General features: G+C 46.0%; 15 protein-coding genes. 14 read left to right on the top strand and 1 reads right to left on the bottom strand.

The window, feature by feature from the left end; translation table 11 throughout:
* The first annotated feature begins 16 nt into the window (after nucleotides 1-16).
* The 5 genes from truA (at nucleotide 17) to GPK81_RS07410 (ending at nucleotide 4,765) form a co-directional block, all read left to right on the top strand.
* On the top strand, nucleotides 17-754 hold the full coding sequence (gene truA, locus GPK81_RS07430; protein ID WP_118061981.1) for a tRNA pseudouridine(38-40) synthase TruA: 738 nt from the start codon (nucleotides 17-19) through the stop codon (nucleotides 752-754).
* A gap of 26 nt (nucleotides 755-780) precedes the next feature.
* Nucleotides 781-2,115 carry an MATE family efflux transporter gene (locus GPK81_RS07425; RefSeq protein WP_215706811.1) on the top strand — a complete coding sequence of 445 codons (1,335 nt, stop codon included), beginning with the start codon at nucleotides 781-783 and terminating at the stop codon, nucleotides 2,113-2,115.
* Nucleotides 2,116-2,341: 226 nt separating this feature from the next.
* Nucleotides 2,342-2,770, top strand: a complete 429-nt coding sequence (gene rplM, locus GPK81_RS07420; protein WP_021650595.1) for a 50S ribosomal protein L13 — start codon at nucleotides 2,342-2,344, stop codon at nucleotides 2,768-2,770.
* A 16-nt stretch (nucleotides 2,771-2,786) separates the two neighbouring features.
* A complete protein-coding gene (rpsI, locus tag GPK81_RS07415; protein WP_021977820.1) occupies nucleotides 2,787-3,179 on the top strand; it encodes a 30S ribosomal protein S9 in 393 nt (130 codons plus the stop codon).
* A 197-nt stretch (nucleotides 3,180-3,376) separates the two neighbouring features.
* The gene (locus tag GPK81_RS07410; RefSeq protein WP_215706810.1) at nucleotides 3,377-4,765 is read left to right on the top strand and encodes a sodium-dependent transporter; all 1,389 of its coding nucleotides are present in this window, start codon (nucleotides 3,377-3,379) and stop codon (nucleotides 4,763-4,765) included.
* A 145-nt stretch (nucleotides 4,766-4,910) separates the two neighbouring features.
* On the opposite strand, the gene GPK81_RS07405 is transcribed toward GPK81_RS07410, so the two are convergent.
* Nucleotides 4,911-5,252: a VOC family protein gene (locus tag GPK81_RS07405; RefSeq protein ID WP_021977822.1), complete on the bottom strand. Its 342-nt coding sequence runs from the start codon at nucleotides 5,250-5,252 to the stop codon at nucleotides 4,911-4,913.
* Nucleotides 5,253-5,590: 338 nt separating this feature from the next.
* Between GPK81_RS07405 and GPK81_RS07400 the strand changes: the two genes are divergently transcribed.
* The 9 genes from GPK81_RS07400 to galE all read left to right on the top strand — a co-directional run bounded on the left by GPK81_RS07400 (nucleotide 5,591) and on the right by galE (nucleotide 18,228).
* Nucleotides 5,591-7,147 (top strand): ABC-F family ATP-binding cassette domain-containing protein, encoded by a 1,557-nt coding sequence (locus GPK81_RS07400; RefSeq protein ID WP_021977823.1) that lies wholly within the window; start codon nucleotides 5,591-5,593, stop codon nucleotides 7,145-7,147.
* A 35-nt stretch (nucleotides 7,148-7,182) separates the two neighbouring features.
* On the top strand, nucleotides 7,183-10,218 hold the full coding sequence (locus GPK81_RS07395; protein ID WP_215706809.1) for a translation factor GTPase family protein: 3,036 nt from the start codon (nucleotides 7,183-7,185) through the stop codon (nucleotides 10,216-10,218).
* A gap of 344 nt (nucleotides 10,219-10,562) precedes the next feature.
* Nucleotides 10,563-11,093 carry a CarD family transcriptional regulator gene (locus GPK81_RS07390; protein ID WP_021977825.1) on the top strand — a complete coding sequence of 177 codons (531 nt, stop codon included), beginning with the start codon at nucleotides 10,563-10,565 and terminating at the stop codon, nucleotides 11,091-11,093.
* Between the two features lie 136 nt (nucleotides 11,094-11,229).
* The gene (gene greA / locus GPK81_RS07385; RefSeq protein WP_021977826.1) at nucleotides 11,230-11,730 is read left to right on the top strand and encodes a transcription elongation factor GreA; all 501 of its coding nucleotides are present in this window, start codon (nucleotides 11,230-11,232) and stop codon (nucleotides 11,728-11,730) included.
* 252 nt (nucleotides 11,731-11,982) lie between these two features.
* On the top strand, nucleotides 11,983-13,803 hold the full coding sequence (locus GPK81_RS07380) for a Na/Pi cotransporter family protein (RefSeq protein WP_215706808.1): 1,821 nt from the start codon (nucleotides 11,983-11,985) through the stop codon (nucleotides 13,801-13,803).
* A 178-nt stretch (nucleotides 13,804-13,981) separates the two neighbouring features.
* Nucleotides 13,982-14,656, top strand: coding sequence for a winged helix-turn-helix domain-containing protein (locus GPK81_RS07375; protein WP_021977828.1), 675 nt, complete (start codon nucleotides 13,982-13,984; stop codon nucleotides 14,654-14,656).
* On the top strand, nucleotides 14,653-16,008 hold the full coding sequence (locus tag GPK81_RS07370) for a sensor histidine kinase (protein WP_215706807.1): 1,356 nt from the start codon (nucleotides 14,653-14,655) through the stop codon (nucleotides 16,006-16,008). Before GPK81_RS07375 ends, GPK81_RS07370 begins: the two co-directional genes overlap by 4 nt.
* 144 nt (nucleotides 16,009-16,152) lie before the next feature.
* Nucleotides 16,153-17,076: a sugar phosphate nucleotidyltransferase gene (locus tag GPK81_RS07365; RefSeq protein WP_021977830.1), complete on the top strand. Its 924-nt coding sequence runs from the start codon at nucleotides 16,153-16,155 to the stop codon at nucleotides 17,074-17,076.
* A gap of 135 nt (nucleotides 17,077-17,211) precedes the next feature.
* On the top strand, nucleotides 17,212-18,228 hold the full coding sequence (gene galE / locus GPK81_RS07360) for a UDP-glucose 4-epimerase GalE (RefSeq protein WP_118061961.1): 1,017 nt from the start codon (nucleotides 17,212-17,214) through the stop codon (nucleotides 18,226-18,228).
* The last annotated feature ends 29 nt before the right edge of the window (nucleotides 18,229-18,257 follow it).

Below are 18,257 nucleotides of genomic sequence, written 5' to 3'. Positions count from 1 at the left end.
GGAGGTATATTATTTTATGAAACGAGTAGGACTTGTAGTGGCTTACGATGGAACGCATTATTCCGGCTGGCAGACACAGCCAAACGGAACGACCATTCAGGGTGTCTTAAACGATACCTTAAGTGAGCTGCTTGGAGAAAAGATTGAGACCATCGGTGCCAGCCGTACAGATGCAGGGGTACATGCTCTTGGAAATGTGGCGGTTTTTGATACCGAGTCCAGGATCCCCGGGGAAAAATTTTCCTATGCACTGAACCAGAGACTTCCGGAAGATATCCGTATCCAGCTTTCTGAAGAGGTGGAACCGGATTTTCATCCCCGTTACTGTGACAGTGAAAAAACATATGAGTACCGTATCCTGAACCGGAAATTCCCGGTTCCCACAGAAAGACTGTATTCGTATTTCTATCATTACAAGCTGGATGTGGATAAGATGAAGGAGGCAACCTCCTATCTGATCGGGCGCCATGATTTTGCCAGTTTCTGTGGTTCCGGTGCCCAGGTGAAGACAACTATCCGAACGATTACTTCCATGGACGTGTGGAGAGACGGGGATATGGTGACCATCCGTGTTTCCGGAACCGGATTCCTTTACAATATGGTGCGTATCATTTCCGGAACCCTGATCGAGATTGGAAACGGACAGTATCCTCCGGAACGGATGGATAAGATCCTCAAAGCCTGTGACCGGGCTGCGGCAGGTCCAACAGCTCCGGCTCAGGGACTGACCCTGATGGGAATCGAGTTTTTCTGAAAAAGGTACGAAAAAGAGGCACTGAAATGAAAAATACGCAGGATCTGCTGCATGGAAATATTAAGAGTGAACTGATCGCACTGACCATTCCTCTGGTACTGGGAAATATCCTGCAGCAGTTTTACAACACCATAGATTCTTTTATTGTGGGAAGATATGTGGGAACAGAAGCCTTTGCAGGCATTGGCGTTGCAGGCAGTATCATGAACCTGTTTATCTTTATCCTCAATGGTGGATGTAATGGAATGTCCATTATTTTTGCAGAACTCTACGGGCAGAAAAATTATGAAAAACTTCGAAAAGAAAGCTTCCTTTCGCTGAGCGCGGGAGGGGGCTTTACCATTGTTTTGAGTATTGTAAGCCTTCTGGTTCTGTATCCGATGCTGGGCCTGATCCAGACACCGCCGGAGGTAGAGCCTTATGTTGTGGCTTATCTTCAGATCATTTTTATCGGACTTCCTGCCACCTTCCTTTATAACTGGTGCTCTGCAGTGCTCCGGGCTGCCGGAGATACGGAAACGCCGATGTGGACTCTTTTTATTGCCATGTGCATGAATCTGGCACTGGATGTTGCTTTTGTACCGGGACTGCATATGGGAACTGCCGGAACCGCTCTGGCAACTGTGATCGCCCAGCTTTTTTCCGCAGGCGTATGTCTGTGGATCATGAGGAAAAAACATCCCATTTTCTTCTTCAGACGGAAAGATATGGGGATGGATCTGCCGCTTCTGAAGAGAACAGCAAATTTCGGTGCTGTGTCGGCACTTCACCAGTCCAGCATTTACATTGGAAAGATGCTGGTCCAGGGAGCGGTAAACTCCGGCGGAACAGAGATCATTTCCGCATATACGGCGACCACCAGGATCGAAGGATTTTCCAATTCCTTCGGAGACAGCGGTTCCACAGCCATCTCTGTATTTGTGGCCCAGAACCGTGGCGCAGGAGATAAAAAGAGAGCGCTGAAAGGATTTCATCAGGGGCTTGGGCTGATGATCGTATTTGTCATCATTTTGTCGGCACTGCAGGCAGCTCTGACAAGAGGAGCAGTACAGCTTCTTATGGGAAATCCGTCAGAAACTGTAATGAAAAATGCAGTTCTGTATATGAATGTGGTATCTGTCTTTTACATCCTGAATTTCATCGGAAACGCAGGGGTGGGATTCTTCCGTGGAATCGGAAAGATTTCCGTTCCGGTGATCGGAAGCACACTGCATATTTCCATCCGTGTGGTTCTGTCCTATCTTCTGATCGGCAGGATGGGGCTTGAGGCTGTCGCCTTTGCCACAGGGATCGGCTGGATCAGCGTTGTGCTGTATCAGATCGTAGTTTACCGGAAGGTGAGAAAACAGGAATTTTGTTGAAAATTACAAGAAAAAACAGTTGACAGCCAAGGTACCTTATAATATAATAACTCAATGTGACGTAGTGCGAAGATGCTAGAGCCAATAGCCCCGGCGACGGCATTTTATCAGCGGTTTCGGACATTTCCGCGATTTATTTTGCACCCGCGTTTCCATTTACTTTTTTTTCGCGGAAGTACCGCGGTTTGAGAGACATTATCGTTGATAAATAACAGGAGGTAGGACCATGCAGACTTATATGGCTAATCCGGATAAAATCGAAAGAAAATGGTATGTAGTTGACGCAGAGGGTTGCACTCTGGGACGTCTGGCATCCGGTGTTGCAAGTGTTTTAAGAGGAAAGAACAAACCTCAGTTTACACCGCACGTTGACACAGGAGATTATGTAATCGTTGTAAACGCTGATAAGATCAAAGTTACAGGCAAGAAGCTTGAGCAGAAGATTTATTATAACCACTCCGACTATGTTGGTGGAATGAAAGAAACCACATTAAAAGAAATGTTAGCAAAGAAACCTGAGAAGGTTATCGAGCTCGCAGTTAAGGGAATGCTTCCGAAAGGACCTCTTGGAAGAGCTATGAACAAGAAACTTTTCGTATACGCAGGACCAGAGCACAAACATGAGGCTCAGAAGCCTGAAGTTTTAACATTTTAATAGGAGGTAGAAAACATTGGCTAGCGCAAAATTCTACGGAACAGGAAGAAGAAAGAAATCAATCGCAAGAGTTTACCTGGTACCTGGAACAGGTAAAATCACTATCAATAAAAGAGACATCGATGAGTACTTCGGACTTGAGACTCTGAAAGTTATCGTTCGTCAGCCACTGGCTTTAACAGAGACAGAGGGTAAATTCGACGTGATCGTTAACGTTCGCGGCGGTGGATACACAGGACAGGCTGGAGCAATCCGTCATGGCCTTTCCAGAGCCCTTCTCGAGGCAGACAACGACTACAGACCAGCTCTTAAAGCTGCTGGATTCCTTACACGTGATCCACGTATGAAAGAGCGTAAGAAATACGGTCTCAAAGCTGCTCGTAGAGCTCCGCAGTTCTCCAAGCGATAATCAGACCGACATATCGAATATCAGAACATCAGACCCTGGGAACCTATGGTTCCTGGGGTTTTTTATGTAAGAAAAGGACATTATCCTTTCTTTTGACATTTCCCCCATTTTTTGATACTATATTATCATACGGACTTCCCATAGGCGCGATCCTGTGGGAGTTTTTTTTACACAGGAATTTAAGGAGGGTTTTATGGATGAGTGAAGTGAAAAAATCCGGTCACAGCCATCATCAGCGGGGACGTTTTTCCGGGAAGATCGGTTATGTGCTGGCTGTTGCCGGATCTGCGGTAGGTTTGGGAAATATCTGGCGTTTTCCTTACCTGGCGGCGAAGTACGGCGGAGGAATGTTCCTGCTGGTTTATATCCTGCTGACCGTGTCATTTGGATATGTGCTGATCATGTCGGAGACAGCGTTGGGAAGAATGACGCGTAAGAGTCCGGTCGGAGCATTTGAACATTTTGGAAAGAGCGCACCGTTTAAGATCGGTGGATGGCTGAACGCCGTGATCCCGATGCTGATCGTGCCGTATTACAGCACCATCGGTGGATGGGTTATCAAGTATCTGGTGGAGTATTTAAGAGGAAATGTGCAGAAGGTTTCCGAAGATGGTTATTTTGGAAGTTTTATTGCGGATTCCTGGCAGGTGGAAGCCTGGTTTCTGGTGTTTGCAGTGCTGGTATTTGCCATCATCCTTGGCGGCGTAAAAAATGGCGTAGAACTTATGTCAAAGATCATGATGCCGGTTCTGGTAGTTCTGGCTGTGATTGTTGCCATTTATTCAATGACACGGCCAGGAGCTATGGAAGGAGTAAAATATTTCCTGATTCCGAACTTTAAGAATTTTTCCTGGATGACAGTTGTGACAGCCATGGGTCAGATGTTTTATTCGCTTTCTATTGCAATGGGTATCTTATATACCTATGGTTCCTATATGCATAAGAAGCTGGATATGGAACAGTCTACCACACAGGTGGAAATCTTTGACACAGGGATTGCCATCCTTGCAGGACTTATGATCATTCCGGCTGTGTTTGCTTTTTCCGGCGGAAATCCGGAGACTCTGCAGGCGGGGCCATCGCTGATGTTTATCACACTGCCGAAGGTTTTTGCAACCATGGGAGTAGGAACCGGCGCAGGAATCCTCTTTTTCGTGCTGGTTCTTCTTGCGGCACTGACCAGTGCGGTTTCTCTGATGGAGACAAGCGTATCTACCTTTATGGATGAGCTTCACTGGGGCCGTGCGAAATGCTGTATCCTGATGGCAGTGATCATGCTTGTTGTCGGAACTGCATCTTCCATGGGATATGGAGTGCTGGATTTCCTGAAGATATTCGGAATGAATTTCCTGGATTTCTTTGACTTTATGACAAACTCCGTGATGATGCCGCTGGCAGCACTTGCCACCTGTTTCCTGGTAACACGTGTTGTGGGATATGACAGGATCGCAGCGGAGATCGAACAGTCTTCGAAATTCCGCAGAAAAGGGCTGTACAAGTTTTTTATTAAGTATCTGGCACCTGTCTGCCTGATCATTGTACTGTTAAGTTCCATTGCAAACGTGCTTGGAATCATCAGTATGTAAAAAATAAAGTTATAAAAAAGATCAGGTGAGAATGAATGTTGAATGAAATCATTCTCATCTGATCTTTTTTTATGCCATAGATAGTTACGCTGTAGGTAAGGAAAGCTGGTTTCAGTGCTCCCATATATTGATTTAACGTGCTATATCAGTCGTTAACCTTCCAGTTAGCCAGCAGTTTCAGTTCGATCCTTGTTCCATCCGGAAGAGAAAACCAGTGGTCATTGATCGGCTTTACCGGATAAGCTTTGATCTTTTCCATTGTTTTTTCCACAGAATCAACGGCAATGGAAATGTGGTCATATCCGTTCTCTGCATCTGTGTTGATGGCAGAAACTTCACAGAGCTGGATACCTTCCCGGAACCAGCATTTGCGCTCTGGTTTTTCCCCGATCTCCCGCCACATATGCATGTCAAAAACATCTTCAAAAAATTTCTGTGCATCTTCATAAGAAGAAGTACGGATCGCTGCATGATCGATCTTTGCCATAAAAATCGTTCCTCCTTTGTATATGATGTATATGAGATTTTTTATCTGTCATAAGAATAAGCGATTTTGTGATAACTGGCAAGGAAAAAAGATTATTATACAGGGGGAGTTTTCTGGTCAGTGAGGGATTTTCATGAGAAAAGGTACAGACAGACCAGAGAACACAGAGGATGCGGAGATTTGGCTTTACAGCAGAGAAGAATATCAAGTATAATACTATAGCATCGAAAAATCCGCTCCATCAAAAAGGAATCCTGCAAACAGGGATCCCATCGGGATGGCAGCATAAAGGAAAACAAATATAATACAAAAATCACAACAATAAAGGAATATAACAAATGAGTATTTTAAATGTAGAACACCTGACTCACGGATTTGGAGACAGAGCGATTTTTGAAGACGTGTCTTTCCGTCTTCTGAAGGGAGAACACATTGGACTTGTAGGCGCCAACGGCGAAGGAAAGTCCACATTTATGAGCATCGTAACCGGAAAGCTGATGCCAGATGAAGGAAAAGTAGAATGGGCAAAAAATGTCCACGCAGGCTATCTGGATCAGCATGCAGTGCTGGAAAAAGGCATGACCATTGGCCAGGTGCTGAAATCTGCTTTTGATCCCCTTCTGAAAAAAGAAGAGCGTATGAACGAGATCTGCGACAAACTGGGAACTGCAGATCCTGACGAGATGGATGCACTGATGGAAGAACTCGGAACCATCCAGGACGAACTGACACTTCATGATTTTTACGCCATTGATGCAAAAGTAGAGGAAGTTGCCCGGGCACTGGGACTTCTGGATCTGGGACTGGACCGTGATGTTACAGACTTAAGCGGAGGCCAGAGAACCAAGGTACTCCTTGCAAAACTGCTTCTTGAGAAGCCGGACATCCTGCTTCTGGATGAGCCAACCAACTATCTGGATGAGGAACACATTGCATGGCTGAAAAGATATCTTCTGGATTATGAAAACGCCTTTATCCTCATTTCACACGATATTCCGTTCCTGAATTCTGTAGTTAATATCATCTATCACATGGAAAATCAGGAACTGAACCGTTACGTAGGAGACTACGACCATTTCCAGGAAGTCTATGTGGTTAAGAAGGCACAGCTGGAGGCTGCCTACCGAAAACAGCAGCAGGAGATCAGTGAGCTGAAAGACTTCGTAGCAAGAAACAAGGCACGTGTTTCTACAAGAAATATGGCCATGTCCCGCCAGAAGAAACTGGACAAGATGGATGTGATCGAGCTGGCAGCAGAGAAGCCGAAGCCGGAGTTTAACTTCCGCTATGGACGCACACCGGGCAAGATGCTCTTTGAGACACATGATCTGGTCATCGGATATGATGAACCACTTTCCAAACCGCTGAATTTTACCATGGAGCGTGGACAGAAGATTGCCCTGGTAGGAACCAATGGTATCGGTAAAACGACACTGTTACGAAGCCTTCTTGGCCTGAACAAACCGATCTCCGGAAGTGTGGAGCAGGGAGAAAATCTCGAAATTGGATATTTTGAGCAGGAAGTAAAAGGCGAGAACAAGACCACCTGTATCGAAGAACTGTGGCAGGAATTCCCGTCATTTTCCCAGTATGAGGTACGTTCCGCACTGGCAAAATGCGGCCTTACAACCAAACACATCGAAAGCCAGGTCCGTGTCTTAAGCGGTGGTGAGCAGGCAAAGGTCCGTCTCTGCAAACTGGTGAACCGTGATACCAATATCCTGCTTCTGGATGAGCCCACCAACCATCTGGATGTGGATGCAAAAGACGAGCTGAAAAAAGCTCTCCGGGAATACCGCGGAAGTATCCTTCTCATCTGCCATGAGCCGGAATTTTATCAGGATGTGGTAAATGAAGTATGGGATATGAGCAAGTGGACGACAAAGATTTTCTGATGATGTAATTACGATAGAAAAGAAAGGGGTATTTCATGGGTGAAAAACCTCAGAAGATACAAGAACAGAAACAAATAAGCCTGGGTGTGCTGGCTCACGTAGATGCAGGAAAGACAACTTTATCGGAAGGCCTGCTTTTTAAATGCGGAAGGATCCGGAAGATCGGACGTGTGGATCATAAAGACGCATATCTGGATACGTATGAACTGGAACGGGAACGAGGCATTACCATTTTTTCCAAGCAGGCAGTTTTTTCTATGGGAGCGTTTAATGTGACGCTTCTGGATACTCCAGGGCATGTGGATTTTTCTGCGGAAATGGAGCGCACACTGCAGGTGTTGGATTATGCGATTCTGGTGATCAACGGAGCGGATGGTGTGCAGGGCCATACCCAGACACTGTGGAGACTTCTTGAACAGTATAAGATCCCCACATTTCTTTTTGTGAACAAAATGGATCAGGACGGAACAGACAGAGAGGGGCTTTTTCAGGAGCTGAAGAAGAAATTAAGTGGAAACTGTGTGGATTTTGGTGGAGAACTGGAGTGCCACGGTGCAGAAGAATCCGGGAAAGCCATGCAGCAGGTAGATAACTTCGGGAAAACTTCCGGTGAGCCTGAAAATGAATCCGGAGTGGAAAAGCAGATGGATCATGATGGACGTTTTGCAGACAGCAAAAAAAGCGACTATATCAACGGAACCGATGATTTTCTGGAAAATATCGCCGTATGTGATGAAAATCTTCTGGAAAACTTTCTTGAAACAGGGATTATCAAAAAGAAAGCTGTGGTAAAGCTGATCCTGGAGCGGAAGCTTTTCCCCTGTTTCTTTGGCTCAGCTCTGAAAATGGAAGGCGTAGATGCATTCATTCACGGTATGGAAACCTATATGGCAGCGCCTGTTTGCCCATCTGAATTCGGTGCAAAAATTTTCAAGATCGCCAGGGATGATCAGGGTAACCGCCTGACTTACATGAAGATCACAGGCGGCAGCCTGAAAGTAAAAGAAACGCTTACCAATGCAGGGAGAAAAGGAATTCCGGAAGAAGAGATCTGGGAGGAAAAAGTGGATCAGATCCGTATTTATTCCGGTGCGAAGTTTGAGATGCTCAAAGAAGCGGAGGCAGGAACCGTCTGTGCGGTAACAGGCCTTACCGAAACCTATCCGGGAGAGGGCCTGGGTGTTGAGCGGGAGTCTGTCATGCCGGTTCTGGAGCCGGTGCTGAATTATCAGATCATCCTTCCGGAGGGCTGCGATGCCCACAAGATGCTGAAAAGCCTGAAAGAGCTGGAAGAGGAAGAGCCACAGCTTCATATTATGTGGGATGAGCAGTTGGGGGAAATCCATGCCATGCTGATGGGGGAGGTGCAGATTGAGATTCTGAAACATCTCATCTGGGAACGCTTCCATGTGGCTGTGGAGTTCGGAACCGGAAATATTGTATATAAGGAAACCATTGCCGCACCGGTGGAAGGCGTAGGACATTTTGAACCACTGCGCCATTATGCGGAAGTGCATCTTCTTCTGGAACCGGGAGAAAGAGGAAGCGGGCTGCAGTTTTTTACAGCGGCAAGTGAAGACCAGCTGGACCGGAACTGGCAGCGCCTGATCCTCACCCATCTGGAAGAAAAAGAGCATCTTGGTGTACTTACAGGATCACCGATCACCGATATGCAGATCACTCTTCTTACCGGACGGGCACATCAGAAACACACGGAAGGCGGAGACTTCCGTCAGGCAACTTACCGTGCAGTGCGTCAGGGCCTCAAAAAAGCGAAAACCATTCTTCTGGAACCATACTACAGCTTCCGTCTGGAACTTCCGGCCGAAAATGTGGGCCGTGCCATGACCGATATCCAGCGGATGCAGGGAAACTTCCAGGGACCGGAGACAGAGGGAGAACTGGCTGTGATCACAGGCAGTGCACCGGTTGCAAAAATGCGGGATTATCAGAGCCAGGTAATTTCCTACACAAGAGGAAAAGGCCATCTCACCTGTACGCTGAAAGGCTATGAACCATGCCAGGATCAGGAGCAGATCGTCCAGGAGATCGGCTATGATTCCGAGAGAGATCTTGAGAATCCTACGGGATCTGTATTCTGTGCTCACGGAGCAGGTTTTGTGGTTCCGTGGTATGAGGTAGAGGAATATATGCATCTGGACGGTGCAGAGATCCAGGACTGGGACGATGCGTATGCTGATTCCGGTGACAGCAGTACGGGAACTGCGGAAGCTTCCGGAAGAGGATATTCCGTGCAGGGAAAAGATACACACAGTACCAGTTATGGGACAGGAAAAACCTCCCGTGGGAAATATACTTCGATGTATGGAAGCTACGAAGAGGAGAAAGAGCTGAAGGCAATCTTTGAGAAAACCTTCGGCCCTGTGAAATCGAAGAAATATAACAGCAACAGCAGAAGCTTCGGAAATCTGGAAAGCGGCAGCAGTTTTTCCGGAAACAGTGGAAAACGCTCTCAATCTTCAGAACTTCCGGGGAAAACCAGTCAGGGTGCCTGGAGAAACAGCAATCCTGCCATCCACAGAGACGACTATCTTCTGGTAGATGGATGCAACATTATTTTTGCATGGGAAGATTTAAGAGATCTTGCCCAGGCTGATTTTCATGCGGCCCAGACCCGTTTAATGGACATATTAAGTGATTATCAGGGCATCAAAGGCTGTATCCTGATCCTGGTATTTGACGCTTACCGTGTGGAAGGCCATCCGGAGGAAACCTTCCAGTACCATAACATCCATGTGGTTTATACCAGAGAAGCAGAGACCGCAGACCAGTATATTGAGCGTACTGTCCATAAAATCGGACGGAAACATAATGTGACAGTTGCCACATCCGATGGCCTGGAACAGATCATCATCATGGGACAGGGAGCTGCCAGAATTTCAGCCCGCGGTTTTAAAGAGGAGATCGCATCCGCAAAACAGCAGATGAGGGAAGAATGGCAGGAACGCCGGGACAGCAGCAAAACATATCTCTTTGACAGCATGACCCCGGAATTAAAGTCTCATATGGAAGATATCCGTCTGGGAAGAAAGAAAAAAGAAGAATTATAACAGATACCAGAAAGAACGGACTGTACACCGGGAAATAAAAAGGTGTACAGTCTTTTATTTTCGGAAAAATACCGGCTACAGGCTGTAAAAACTGCACAAAAAGTATAAACTCTCTATTATGAGCATATTTCACAAAAATAAAAAAGTTTTTTGAATTCTTTTGCAAATAAATGGGAAAAGTAGTAAAATAAGGATAGAATCCTCAGTGAGAAGCTCCCTGTCCGGATATATACCCTGGCAGGGAGTTTTCATTAGAGCAATTCAGGGACATTGAAATGCTCACAGAGCACAATAAGACGCCACGATAACAGAAGAAAAAGCAAAAAATGAAAGGATGTGGAAAAATGTTTGAAACAGGCGAATATGTTGTGTATGGCCGTACCGGAATCTGCCAGGTGACGGGAGTTACTACAATGAAGATGGACGGTTCCTCCTCGGAGAGACTTTATTATATATTAAGGCCGGGAGGGGAGACGGAAGGAAAGATTTTTACACCGGTGGAAGGCGGGAAACAGGTTCTCCGTGGAATCATTACAAAAGAAGAAGCTGAGAAACTGATCGACGAAATTCCTTCCATAGAGACACTGAGTATTGAGAACGAAAAATTCAGGGAAGACAGCTACAAAAAATGTATCCGCACCTGCGAATGCAGAGATCTTCTCCGGATCATCAAGACAATCTATATTCGCAAACAGGCCAGATTATCTCATGGCAAAAAAACAACCGCTACAGATGAACGGTATCTGAAACTGGCAGAGGATCATCTCTATTCTGAATTTTCCATGCTACTGGATATTCCCAAGGAACATATGGCAGGTTATATTGAACAGCGGGTGCATCAGCACAGAGAAGAAGAACAGGCCTGCGCTGTTTGACAAAGTGAGGCGTATCTGCTATGGTATTTCCGGTAACCTTTCGGGAAATTCTGTATCCGTGACACGGAACTGCAGGAAGTGTAGAACAGATGCAGGATCAGCCTGAATGCTGTAAAGAAAAGGAGATGCCAGAAGAATGAGAGAACAGCTTACCCGCAAGGATGTTGAAAAAATAGAGCAGGAGATCGAACACCGTAAACTGGTAGTCCGTAAGGAAGCCATTGAGGCAGTTAAGGAAGCACGTGCCCAGGGAGATTTAAGTGAGAACTTTGAGTACTATGCAGCCAAGAAACATAAGAACCAGAACGAGAGCCGTATCCGTTATCTGGAGAGAATGCTGAAGACGGCATCCATTGTATCCGATGATTCCAGAGATGATGAAGTGGGGATGGATGATATCGTAGAAGTGCTTTTTGAAGAAGACAATGAAGTGGAAAAGTACAAGCTGGTCACTTCCATCCGTGGAAATTCCATGGAGAACCGTGTCAGCATTGAATCCCCTATTGGAAAAGCACTTCGGGGACATCGCGTCGGTGACCGGGTCGAAGTGAAGGTCAATGATGATTACAGTTATTACCTTGTGATCAAGTCTATCGATAAAACAGGTTCCGAGGATGAGGAGATCCGCGGATTCTGATTGAAGCCTTCAATTACAGAAAACCGGTGTCCGATATATAGGACACTTCTCTGAAAATCCGGATTACCGGAGAATTATCACGAAAAAGAATCTAAGGCAGAAGACCTGCAATCAGGTCTTTTGTCTTATTTTTTTACATAGATTTTACATTCCGGTGGGGAAAACTTTACAAAGGGCCGCTATCATGAAAAACGTTGAAATGAGAAAAAAGGAAATCAAACATATCTAAAAGAGAAAGTGAAGGAGAGTATTATGGACTTTTTCAGCGTACTGGCATTGCTTGGCGGCCTTGCTATTTTCCTTTATGGAATGAACTTAATGGGAGACGGACTTGCGAAAGTCGCAGGTGGAAAACTGGAACGTATTCTGGAAACCCTTACATCGAGCCCGATCAGAGCGGTTCTTCTAGGAATGGGTGTAACCGCTGTGATCCAGTCTTCATCAGCAACCACGGTTATGGTTGTAGGTTTTGTAAACTCGGGAATCATGAAACTTTCCCAGGTAGTGGGAATTATCATGGGTGCAAATATCGGTACCACAGTAACATCCTGGATCTTAAGTCTTACCGGAATCCAGAGTGATAACTTTATTATCCGGCTTTTTAAACCGACATCATTTTCACCGATTCTTGCTCTGGTTGGCGTAATTCTGATCATGTTTACAAAGAGCCAGAAGAAAAAAGATGTGGGAACCATTTTTGTGGGATTTGCAATTCTGATGTATGGAATGAGTGCCATGAGCGGAGCTGTTGAACCGCTGGCAGATGTACCGGAATTTACCGGAATGCTTGTGAAATTTTCAAATCCTCTGCTGGGAGTTGTGGCCGGTGCGGTGCTTACTGCGATCATTCAGTCATCTTCCGCATCTGTCGGTATCCTGCAGGCACTTTGCCTTACCGGAATGGTACCGTTCAGTGCAGCGCTTCCGATCATCATGGGACAGAATATCGGAACCTGTATCACAGCTATTCTTTCTGCCATTGGTGCGAATGTAAATGCCAAACGTGCGGCAATGATCCATCTGTATTTTAACCTGATCGGAACTGTGCTTTTTATGGCAGTATTCTATATGGTAAATGCGGCAGTGCATTTTTCATTTATGCCACAGGCTGCAACACCGGCGGGAATCGCAATTCTGCACAGTACCTTTAATATTACAGCAACACTGGTTCTGCTTCCTTTTGGAAAATGGCTGGAGAAACTTGCCTGTCTTACGATCCGGGACAAAAAAGAAGAAACCGGGACAGCTGTGGCATCAGATCCGGATTTCATGATCCTGGAGAGCCGTTTTCTGGAGAAACCGTCATTTGCAGTTGAGCAGAGCCGAAATGCCGCAAAAAAAATGGCGGAGGATTCTCACAGAACCCTGTTTACAGCTCTGGATCTTCTGAAGCATTTCAGTGCAGACGGAAAGAAAGCAGTAGAGGAATCCGAAAAAAAGGTGGACCGTTACGAGGATGAACTTGGAACCTATCTTGTAAAACTGAATCAGAAAGATCTTTCGGTGCATGACAGCCACAGTATTTCCATTATGCTTCACTGTATCGGTGATTTTGAAAGGATTTCCGATCACGGCGTGAATATTATGGAATCTGCCCAGGAGCTTCATGAAAAAGGACTGAAGTTCTCCGAAAAAGCTCTGGAGGAACTTCGTGTCATGGAACATGCGGTGGAGGATATCGTGGATATTGCCTATAAGGTTTACGAAAATCAGGATGTACAGCTGGCCCGTGAGATCGAACCTCTGGAAGAAGTGATCGATGAGCTGAGCAAGGAGCTGAAATACCGTCATATCCAGCGACTTCGCGCAGGAGAATGTACCATTGAAATGGGATTTATCCTTTCTGATGTGACTACCAGCCTGGAGAGGGTGGCAGACCACTGTTCCAACATCGGCGTCTGTGTAACCCAGGTGCATGAAGATTCCTTTGATACGCATCAGCACCTGAAACAGATCAAGCACAGCCCGGATGAAACATTCTACCGGGAACTGGAGCTGATTCGCAGACAGTATCAGCTTCCAACATTATCCGAAGAAATAGCAAAGGATAAAACAGTAACCGCTGGTGCATAAAAAACAGAATCATAAAAGGCTGATAGAAATGTCGGCTTTCATATGCCCTGGCTATCCGCAAAAGTGTGGAGAACCAGGGCTTGTGCAGTAAAAGGAAAATAGTTATACTGAAAACAGAAAAAATAAAAATACGGCTGACAAAAAAACAGCCGGTGTAACGAACGGAGAGGGATGTGGAATGATCTACTGTGTGGAAGATGAACGAAACATCCGGGAGCTTCTTGTCTATACCCTGGAGACAACCGGATTCGAGGCAGAAGGGTTTGAGACAGGAGTGGAGTTTGACGCAGCGATGAAAAAAAGCCTGCCGGAACTGATCCTTCTGGACATTATGCTCCCGGGAGAAGATGGATATAATATTCTGAAACGGCTGAAAAGCGATACCAGGACCAGGGATATCCCGGTGATCATGGTCACTGCCAAAGAAGCGGAATTTGATAAGGTGAAAGGTCTGGAGGGCGGTGCGGATGATTATATCACGAAGCCTTTTGGAATGATGGAATTTGTAGCCAGGGTAAAAGCAGTTCTCAGGCGCTGCGCAAGACAGAACGAGGAGCGGGAACTGCACTGCAAAGACCTCCGGGTTAATGTAGCCCGTCATGAAGTCAGCTATCAGGGCGAATTGAAAGAGCTTACCAGAAAGGAATTTGAACTGCTGGAGTATCTTCTTGAGAATAAAGGCCTGGTTATGTCCAGAAATCAGATCCTGTGTCATGTCTGGGGATATGATTTTGACGGTGAGACAAGAACGGTGGATGTACATGTGCGAACCCTCCGGCAGAAACTGGGTGAGGCAGGAAATCTGATCGAGACTGTGCGCGGAGTCGGATACCGGATCGGAGATCACTTATGAAAAAAAAGATCCTGAATCATACAAGTATTATGATCGTCCTTGCTGTCCTGATCACCTTTCTGGCAGCAAGTGTAGTCACTTACAGTAAATTCAACACTTACATGCAAAATGGGGTCCGCGAGGAGGCCAGGTACATCTGCCTTGGCATGGAAGAATATGGAGATACGTTTCTCTTAAAAAGACTGCGGGCAGTATCCTCCAGCCGTGTAACACTGATCCAAAAAGACGGAACCGTACTTTTTGATTCCCAGACATCCCCGGAAAAACTGGAAAATCACAGCAACCGTCCGGAGTTTATGGAAGCGGAAAAAGACGGAAAAAGTGAAAGTATCCGTTATTCCGAGACATTTGCCAAAAAGACTTTTTATTATGCGGTGCGGCTGGATAACGGGAATGTCTTAAGGGTAGGAAAGACGGTAGATTCTGTATATTCTACCTGGATTTCAAGCCTTGCGGTTCTTGGAATCCTGATGGTACTGGTCCTGATCCTGGAGTTTGCGTTTGTGGAGAGGCAGACCAGGGAGCTGATCAAACCGATCAATGATCTGGACTTGGAGCATCCGCTGAACAATGTGTGCTACGAAGAATTACGCCCCCTTCTTGTGCGGGTGGATGAGCAGAACCGTCAGATCCGGCAGCAGGTAAAAGAGCTGAAAGAGGCCGAAGAAATCCGGAAAGAATTTTCGGCCAATGTATCCCATGAGCTGAAAACACCGCTGATGTCCATTTCCGGATATGCGGAGCTGATGATGAACGGAATGGTTCCGGCAGATCATGTCCAGGAATTTTCCGGAAGGATTTATCATGAGGCGGTACGTCTTTCCAATCTGGTAGCAGATATCATACAGCTGTCCAGACTGGATGAAAGCAACAGTGAAGTTCCTTTTGAGGAAGTGGACCTTTATGAGCTTGCGGAAGATGTACAGAACAATCTCCGTCATCCAGCGGAAAAGAAAAATATATCCCTGGAGCTTACAGGAAGTTCCGAGAAGATCCAGGGTGTCCGTCATGTGCTGTATGAGATGTTTTTTAACATTGCGGATAATGCGGTGCGCTATACAGAACAGAATGGTCATGTGCGTATCATGGTCGGAAACCGTAAGGGAAATCCGTTTTACTGTGTGGTAGATGATGGAATCGGCATTCCGAAAAGTGAACAGGGCAGGATCTTTGAGCGTTTTTACAGGGTGGACAAAAGCCATTCCAGACAGACCGGAGGAACAGGACTTGGCCTTTCCATTGTAAAACATGGTGCAACGCTTCATCATGCACAGATCCATGTGGAAAGTGAGCAGGGCGAGGGAACCAGAATGGAGATTGTTTTTCCTGGAAAAGATCAGGCCCGGGGATAAAGTGGAAAGAAGCAGTAGGATTTCCAGGGGAAGTGTAGTATAATAAAACGAGGTTCAAAGGCCGGCCGGATGAGAATCTGACCGGCCCGAACTATGTAAGGGGAAAAATCCCCGAATCTCTAAAATAGCAGGAGGAACAAGATTATGAAAGAGCCGGTTCTGGTAGTAATGGCAGCAGGAATGGGAAGCCGCTACGGCGGACTGAAGCAGATCGATCCTGTAGATCAGGAAGGTCATATCATCATGGACTTTTCCATTTATGATGCAGTACGTGCAGGCTTTAAAAAAGTAATATTTATCATAAAAAAAGAAAACGAGCAGGATTTCCGCGATGCCATCGGTGACCGTTTAAGCGATAAGGTGGAAATCGTGTATGTCCATCAGGATCTGAATAATATTCCGGAGGGCTTTCAGGTTCCGGAAGGACGTGTGAAACCGTGGGGAACGGGACATGCCGTATTAAGTTGTGCTGAAGTTATTGACGGCCCGTTTGTGGTGATCAATGCAGATGATTATTATGGAACACATGCTTTTAAGATGGCATATGATTTTCTGGCCCAGGCACAGGAGGATACCGTTCCTGCCCAGTATATGATGGTAGGCTACCGTCTGGAAAATACACTGACAGACAACGGCTATGTATCCCGTGGGGTCTGCGAGACAGATGCGGACGGTTACCTTGCGGACATCAATGAGAGAACTCATATCGAGAAACGTGACGGCGGAGCAGCCTACACAGAAGACGATGGAAAAACATGGACCAGCCTTCCGGGAGACACACCGGTATCCATGAACATGTGGGGCTTTACCGGCGGTTTTATGAAAGAGCTAGTAAACCGTTTTCCTGTATTTCTCCAGAAGAATATTCCGGAGAATCCTCTGAAATGTGAATATTTCCTTCCGTTTGTAGTGGATGAACTTTTAAAAGAAAAGAAAGCAACCGTCAAAGTCCTTACCACACAGGACAAATGGTACGGAGTCACCTATAAAGAAGACAAACCGGTAGTGGTTGCGGCAATCCAGAAACTGAAAGATCAGGGACTTTATCCGCAGGGACTTTGGGATTAACCGGAAATTTCTGAGAAACTTTCAAAGATATGGGAAAAGTCAGGTAGTAAACCTGGGTTTCAGCTATTGTGGAAACAGTGGAACAGTGCTAAAATAAACAGGAACAGTTAGATCCAGTAGAGGAGGAGAAAAACTATGGCAATTTTAGTAACAGGTGGAGCAGGATACATTGGAAGTCATACCGTTGTAGAACTGCAGAACGCAGGATATGATGTTGTAGTAGTTGACAATTTATGTAATTCCAGTGAGAAGGCTCTGGACAGAGTATCCAAGATCACAGGAAAACCGGTGAAATTCTATAAAGCAGACATCCTGGACCGCGACGCAATGAATGAAGTTTTTGACAAAGAAGAGATCGACTCCTGTATTCATTTCGCAGGACTGAAAGCAGTAGGTGAATCCGTTGCCAAGCCGTGGGAATATTATGAGAATAATATCGCAGGAACCCTGACACTTGTGGATGTGATGAGAAAGCATAATGTCAAGAATATTATTTTCTCTTCCTCAGCGACCGTATACGGAGATCCGGCAATCATCCCGATCACAGAGGAGTGCCCGAAGGGACAGTGCACCAACCCATATGGCTGGACGAAATCCATGCTGGAGCAGATCCTTACAGATATCCAGAAGGCAGATCCGGAGTGGAATGTAGTTCTTCTTCGTTACTTCAACCCGATCGGTGCTCATAAGAGCGGAACCATCGGTGAGAACCCGAACGGTATCCCGAACAACCTGATGCCATACATCACACAGGTTGCAGTAGGTAAACTGAAAGAACTCGGCGTATTCGGAAACGATTACGATACACCGGACGGAACAGGCGTCCGTGACTACATCCATGTAGTAGACCTTGCCAAAGGCCATGTAAAAGCCCTCAAGAAACTGGAAGATAAATCCGGATTAAGCATTTACAACCTTGGAACAGGTAAAGGCTACAGCGTTCTCGACATTGTTAAGAACTTCGAGGCAGCTACAGGTGTTAAGATCCCATACGTGATCAAAGCACGCCGCCCTGGAGACATCGCAACCTGCTACTCCGATGCATCCAAAGCTGAGAGAGAACTTGGCTGGAAAGCAGAGAACGGAATCCGCGAGATGTGTGCAGACTCCTGGAAATGGCAGAGCCAGAATCCGAATGGATATGAGGATTAAGAAACGGTAAGTACATATCATAAATAAAA

Source organism: Blautia sp. MCC283 (genome assembly GCF_018785565.1).
Lineage (GTDB): Bacteria > Bacillota > Clostridia > Lachnospirales > Lachnospiraceae > Blautia_A.
This window is presented reverse-complemented; position numbering and strand designations above follow the sequence as displayed.

Excerpts from the sequence above, each read along its gene's own strand:
- truA (WP_118061981.1), top strand. The coding sequence starts at position 17 with ATGAAACGAGTAGGACTTGTAGTGGCTTACGATGGAACGCATTATTCC.
- GPK81_RS07425 (WP_215706811.1), top strand. The coding sequence starts at position 781 with ATGAAAAATACGCAGGATCTGCTGCATGGAAATATTAAGAGTGAACTG.
- rplM (WP_021650595.1), top strand. The coding sequence starts at position 2,342 with ATGCAGACTTATATGGCTAATCCGGATAAAATCGAAAGAAAATGGTAT.
- GPK81_RS07410 (WP_215706810.1), top strand. The coding sequence starts at position 3,377 with ATGAGTGAAGTGAAAAAATCCGGTCACAGCCATCATCAGCGGGGACGT.
- GPK81_RS07405 (WP_021977822.1), bottom strand. The coding sequence starts at position 5,252 with ATGGCAAAGATCGATCATGCAGCGATCCGTACTTCTTCTTATGAAGAT.
- GPK81_RS07400 (WP_021977823.1), top strand. The coding sequence starts at position 5,591 with ATGAGTATTTTAAATGTAGAACACCTGACTCACGGATTTGGAGACAGA.
- GPK81_RS07395 (WP_215706809.1), top strand. The coding sequence starts at position 7,183 with ATGGGTGAAAAACCTCAGAAGATACAAGAACAGAAACAAATAAGCCTG.
- GPK81_RS07390 (WP_021977825.1), top strand. The coding sequence starts at position 10,563 with ATGTTTGAAACAGGCGAATATGTTGTGTATGGCCGTACCGGAATCTGC.
- greA (WP_021977826.1), top strand. The coding sequence starts at position 11,230 with ATGAGAGAACAGCTTACCCGCAAGGATGTTGAAAAAATAGAGCAGGAG.
- GPK81_RS07380 (WP_215706808.1), top strand. The coding sequence starts at position 11,983 with ATGGACTTTTTCAGCGTACTGGCATTGCTTGGCGGCCTTGCTATTTTC.
- GPK81_RS07375 (WP_021977828.1), top strand. The coding sequence starts at position 13,982 with ATGATCTACTGTGTGGAAGATGAACGAAACATCCGGGAGCTTCTTGTC.
- GPK81_RS07370 (WP_215706807.1), top strand. The coding sequence starts at position 14,653 with ATGAAAAAAAAGATCCTGAATCATACAAGTATTATGATCGTCCTTGCT.
- GPK81_RS07365 (WP_021977830.1), top strand. The coding sequence starts at position 16,153 with ATGAAAGAGCCGGTTCTGGTAGTAATGGCAGCAGGAATGGGAAGCCGC.
- galE (WP_118061961.1), top strand. The coding sequence starts at position 17,212 with ATGGCAATTTTAGTAACAGGTGGAGCAGGATACATTGGAAGTCATACC.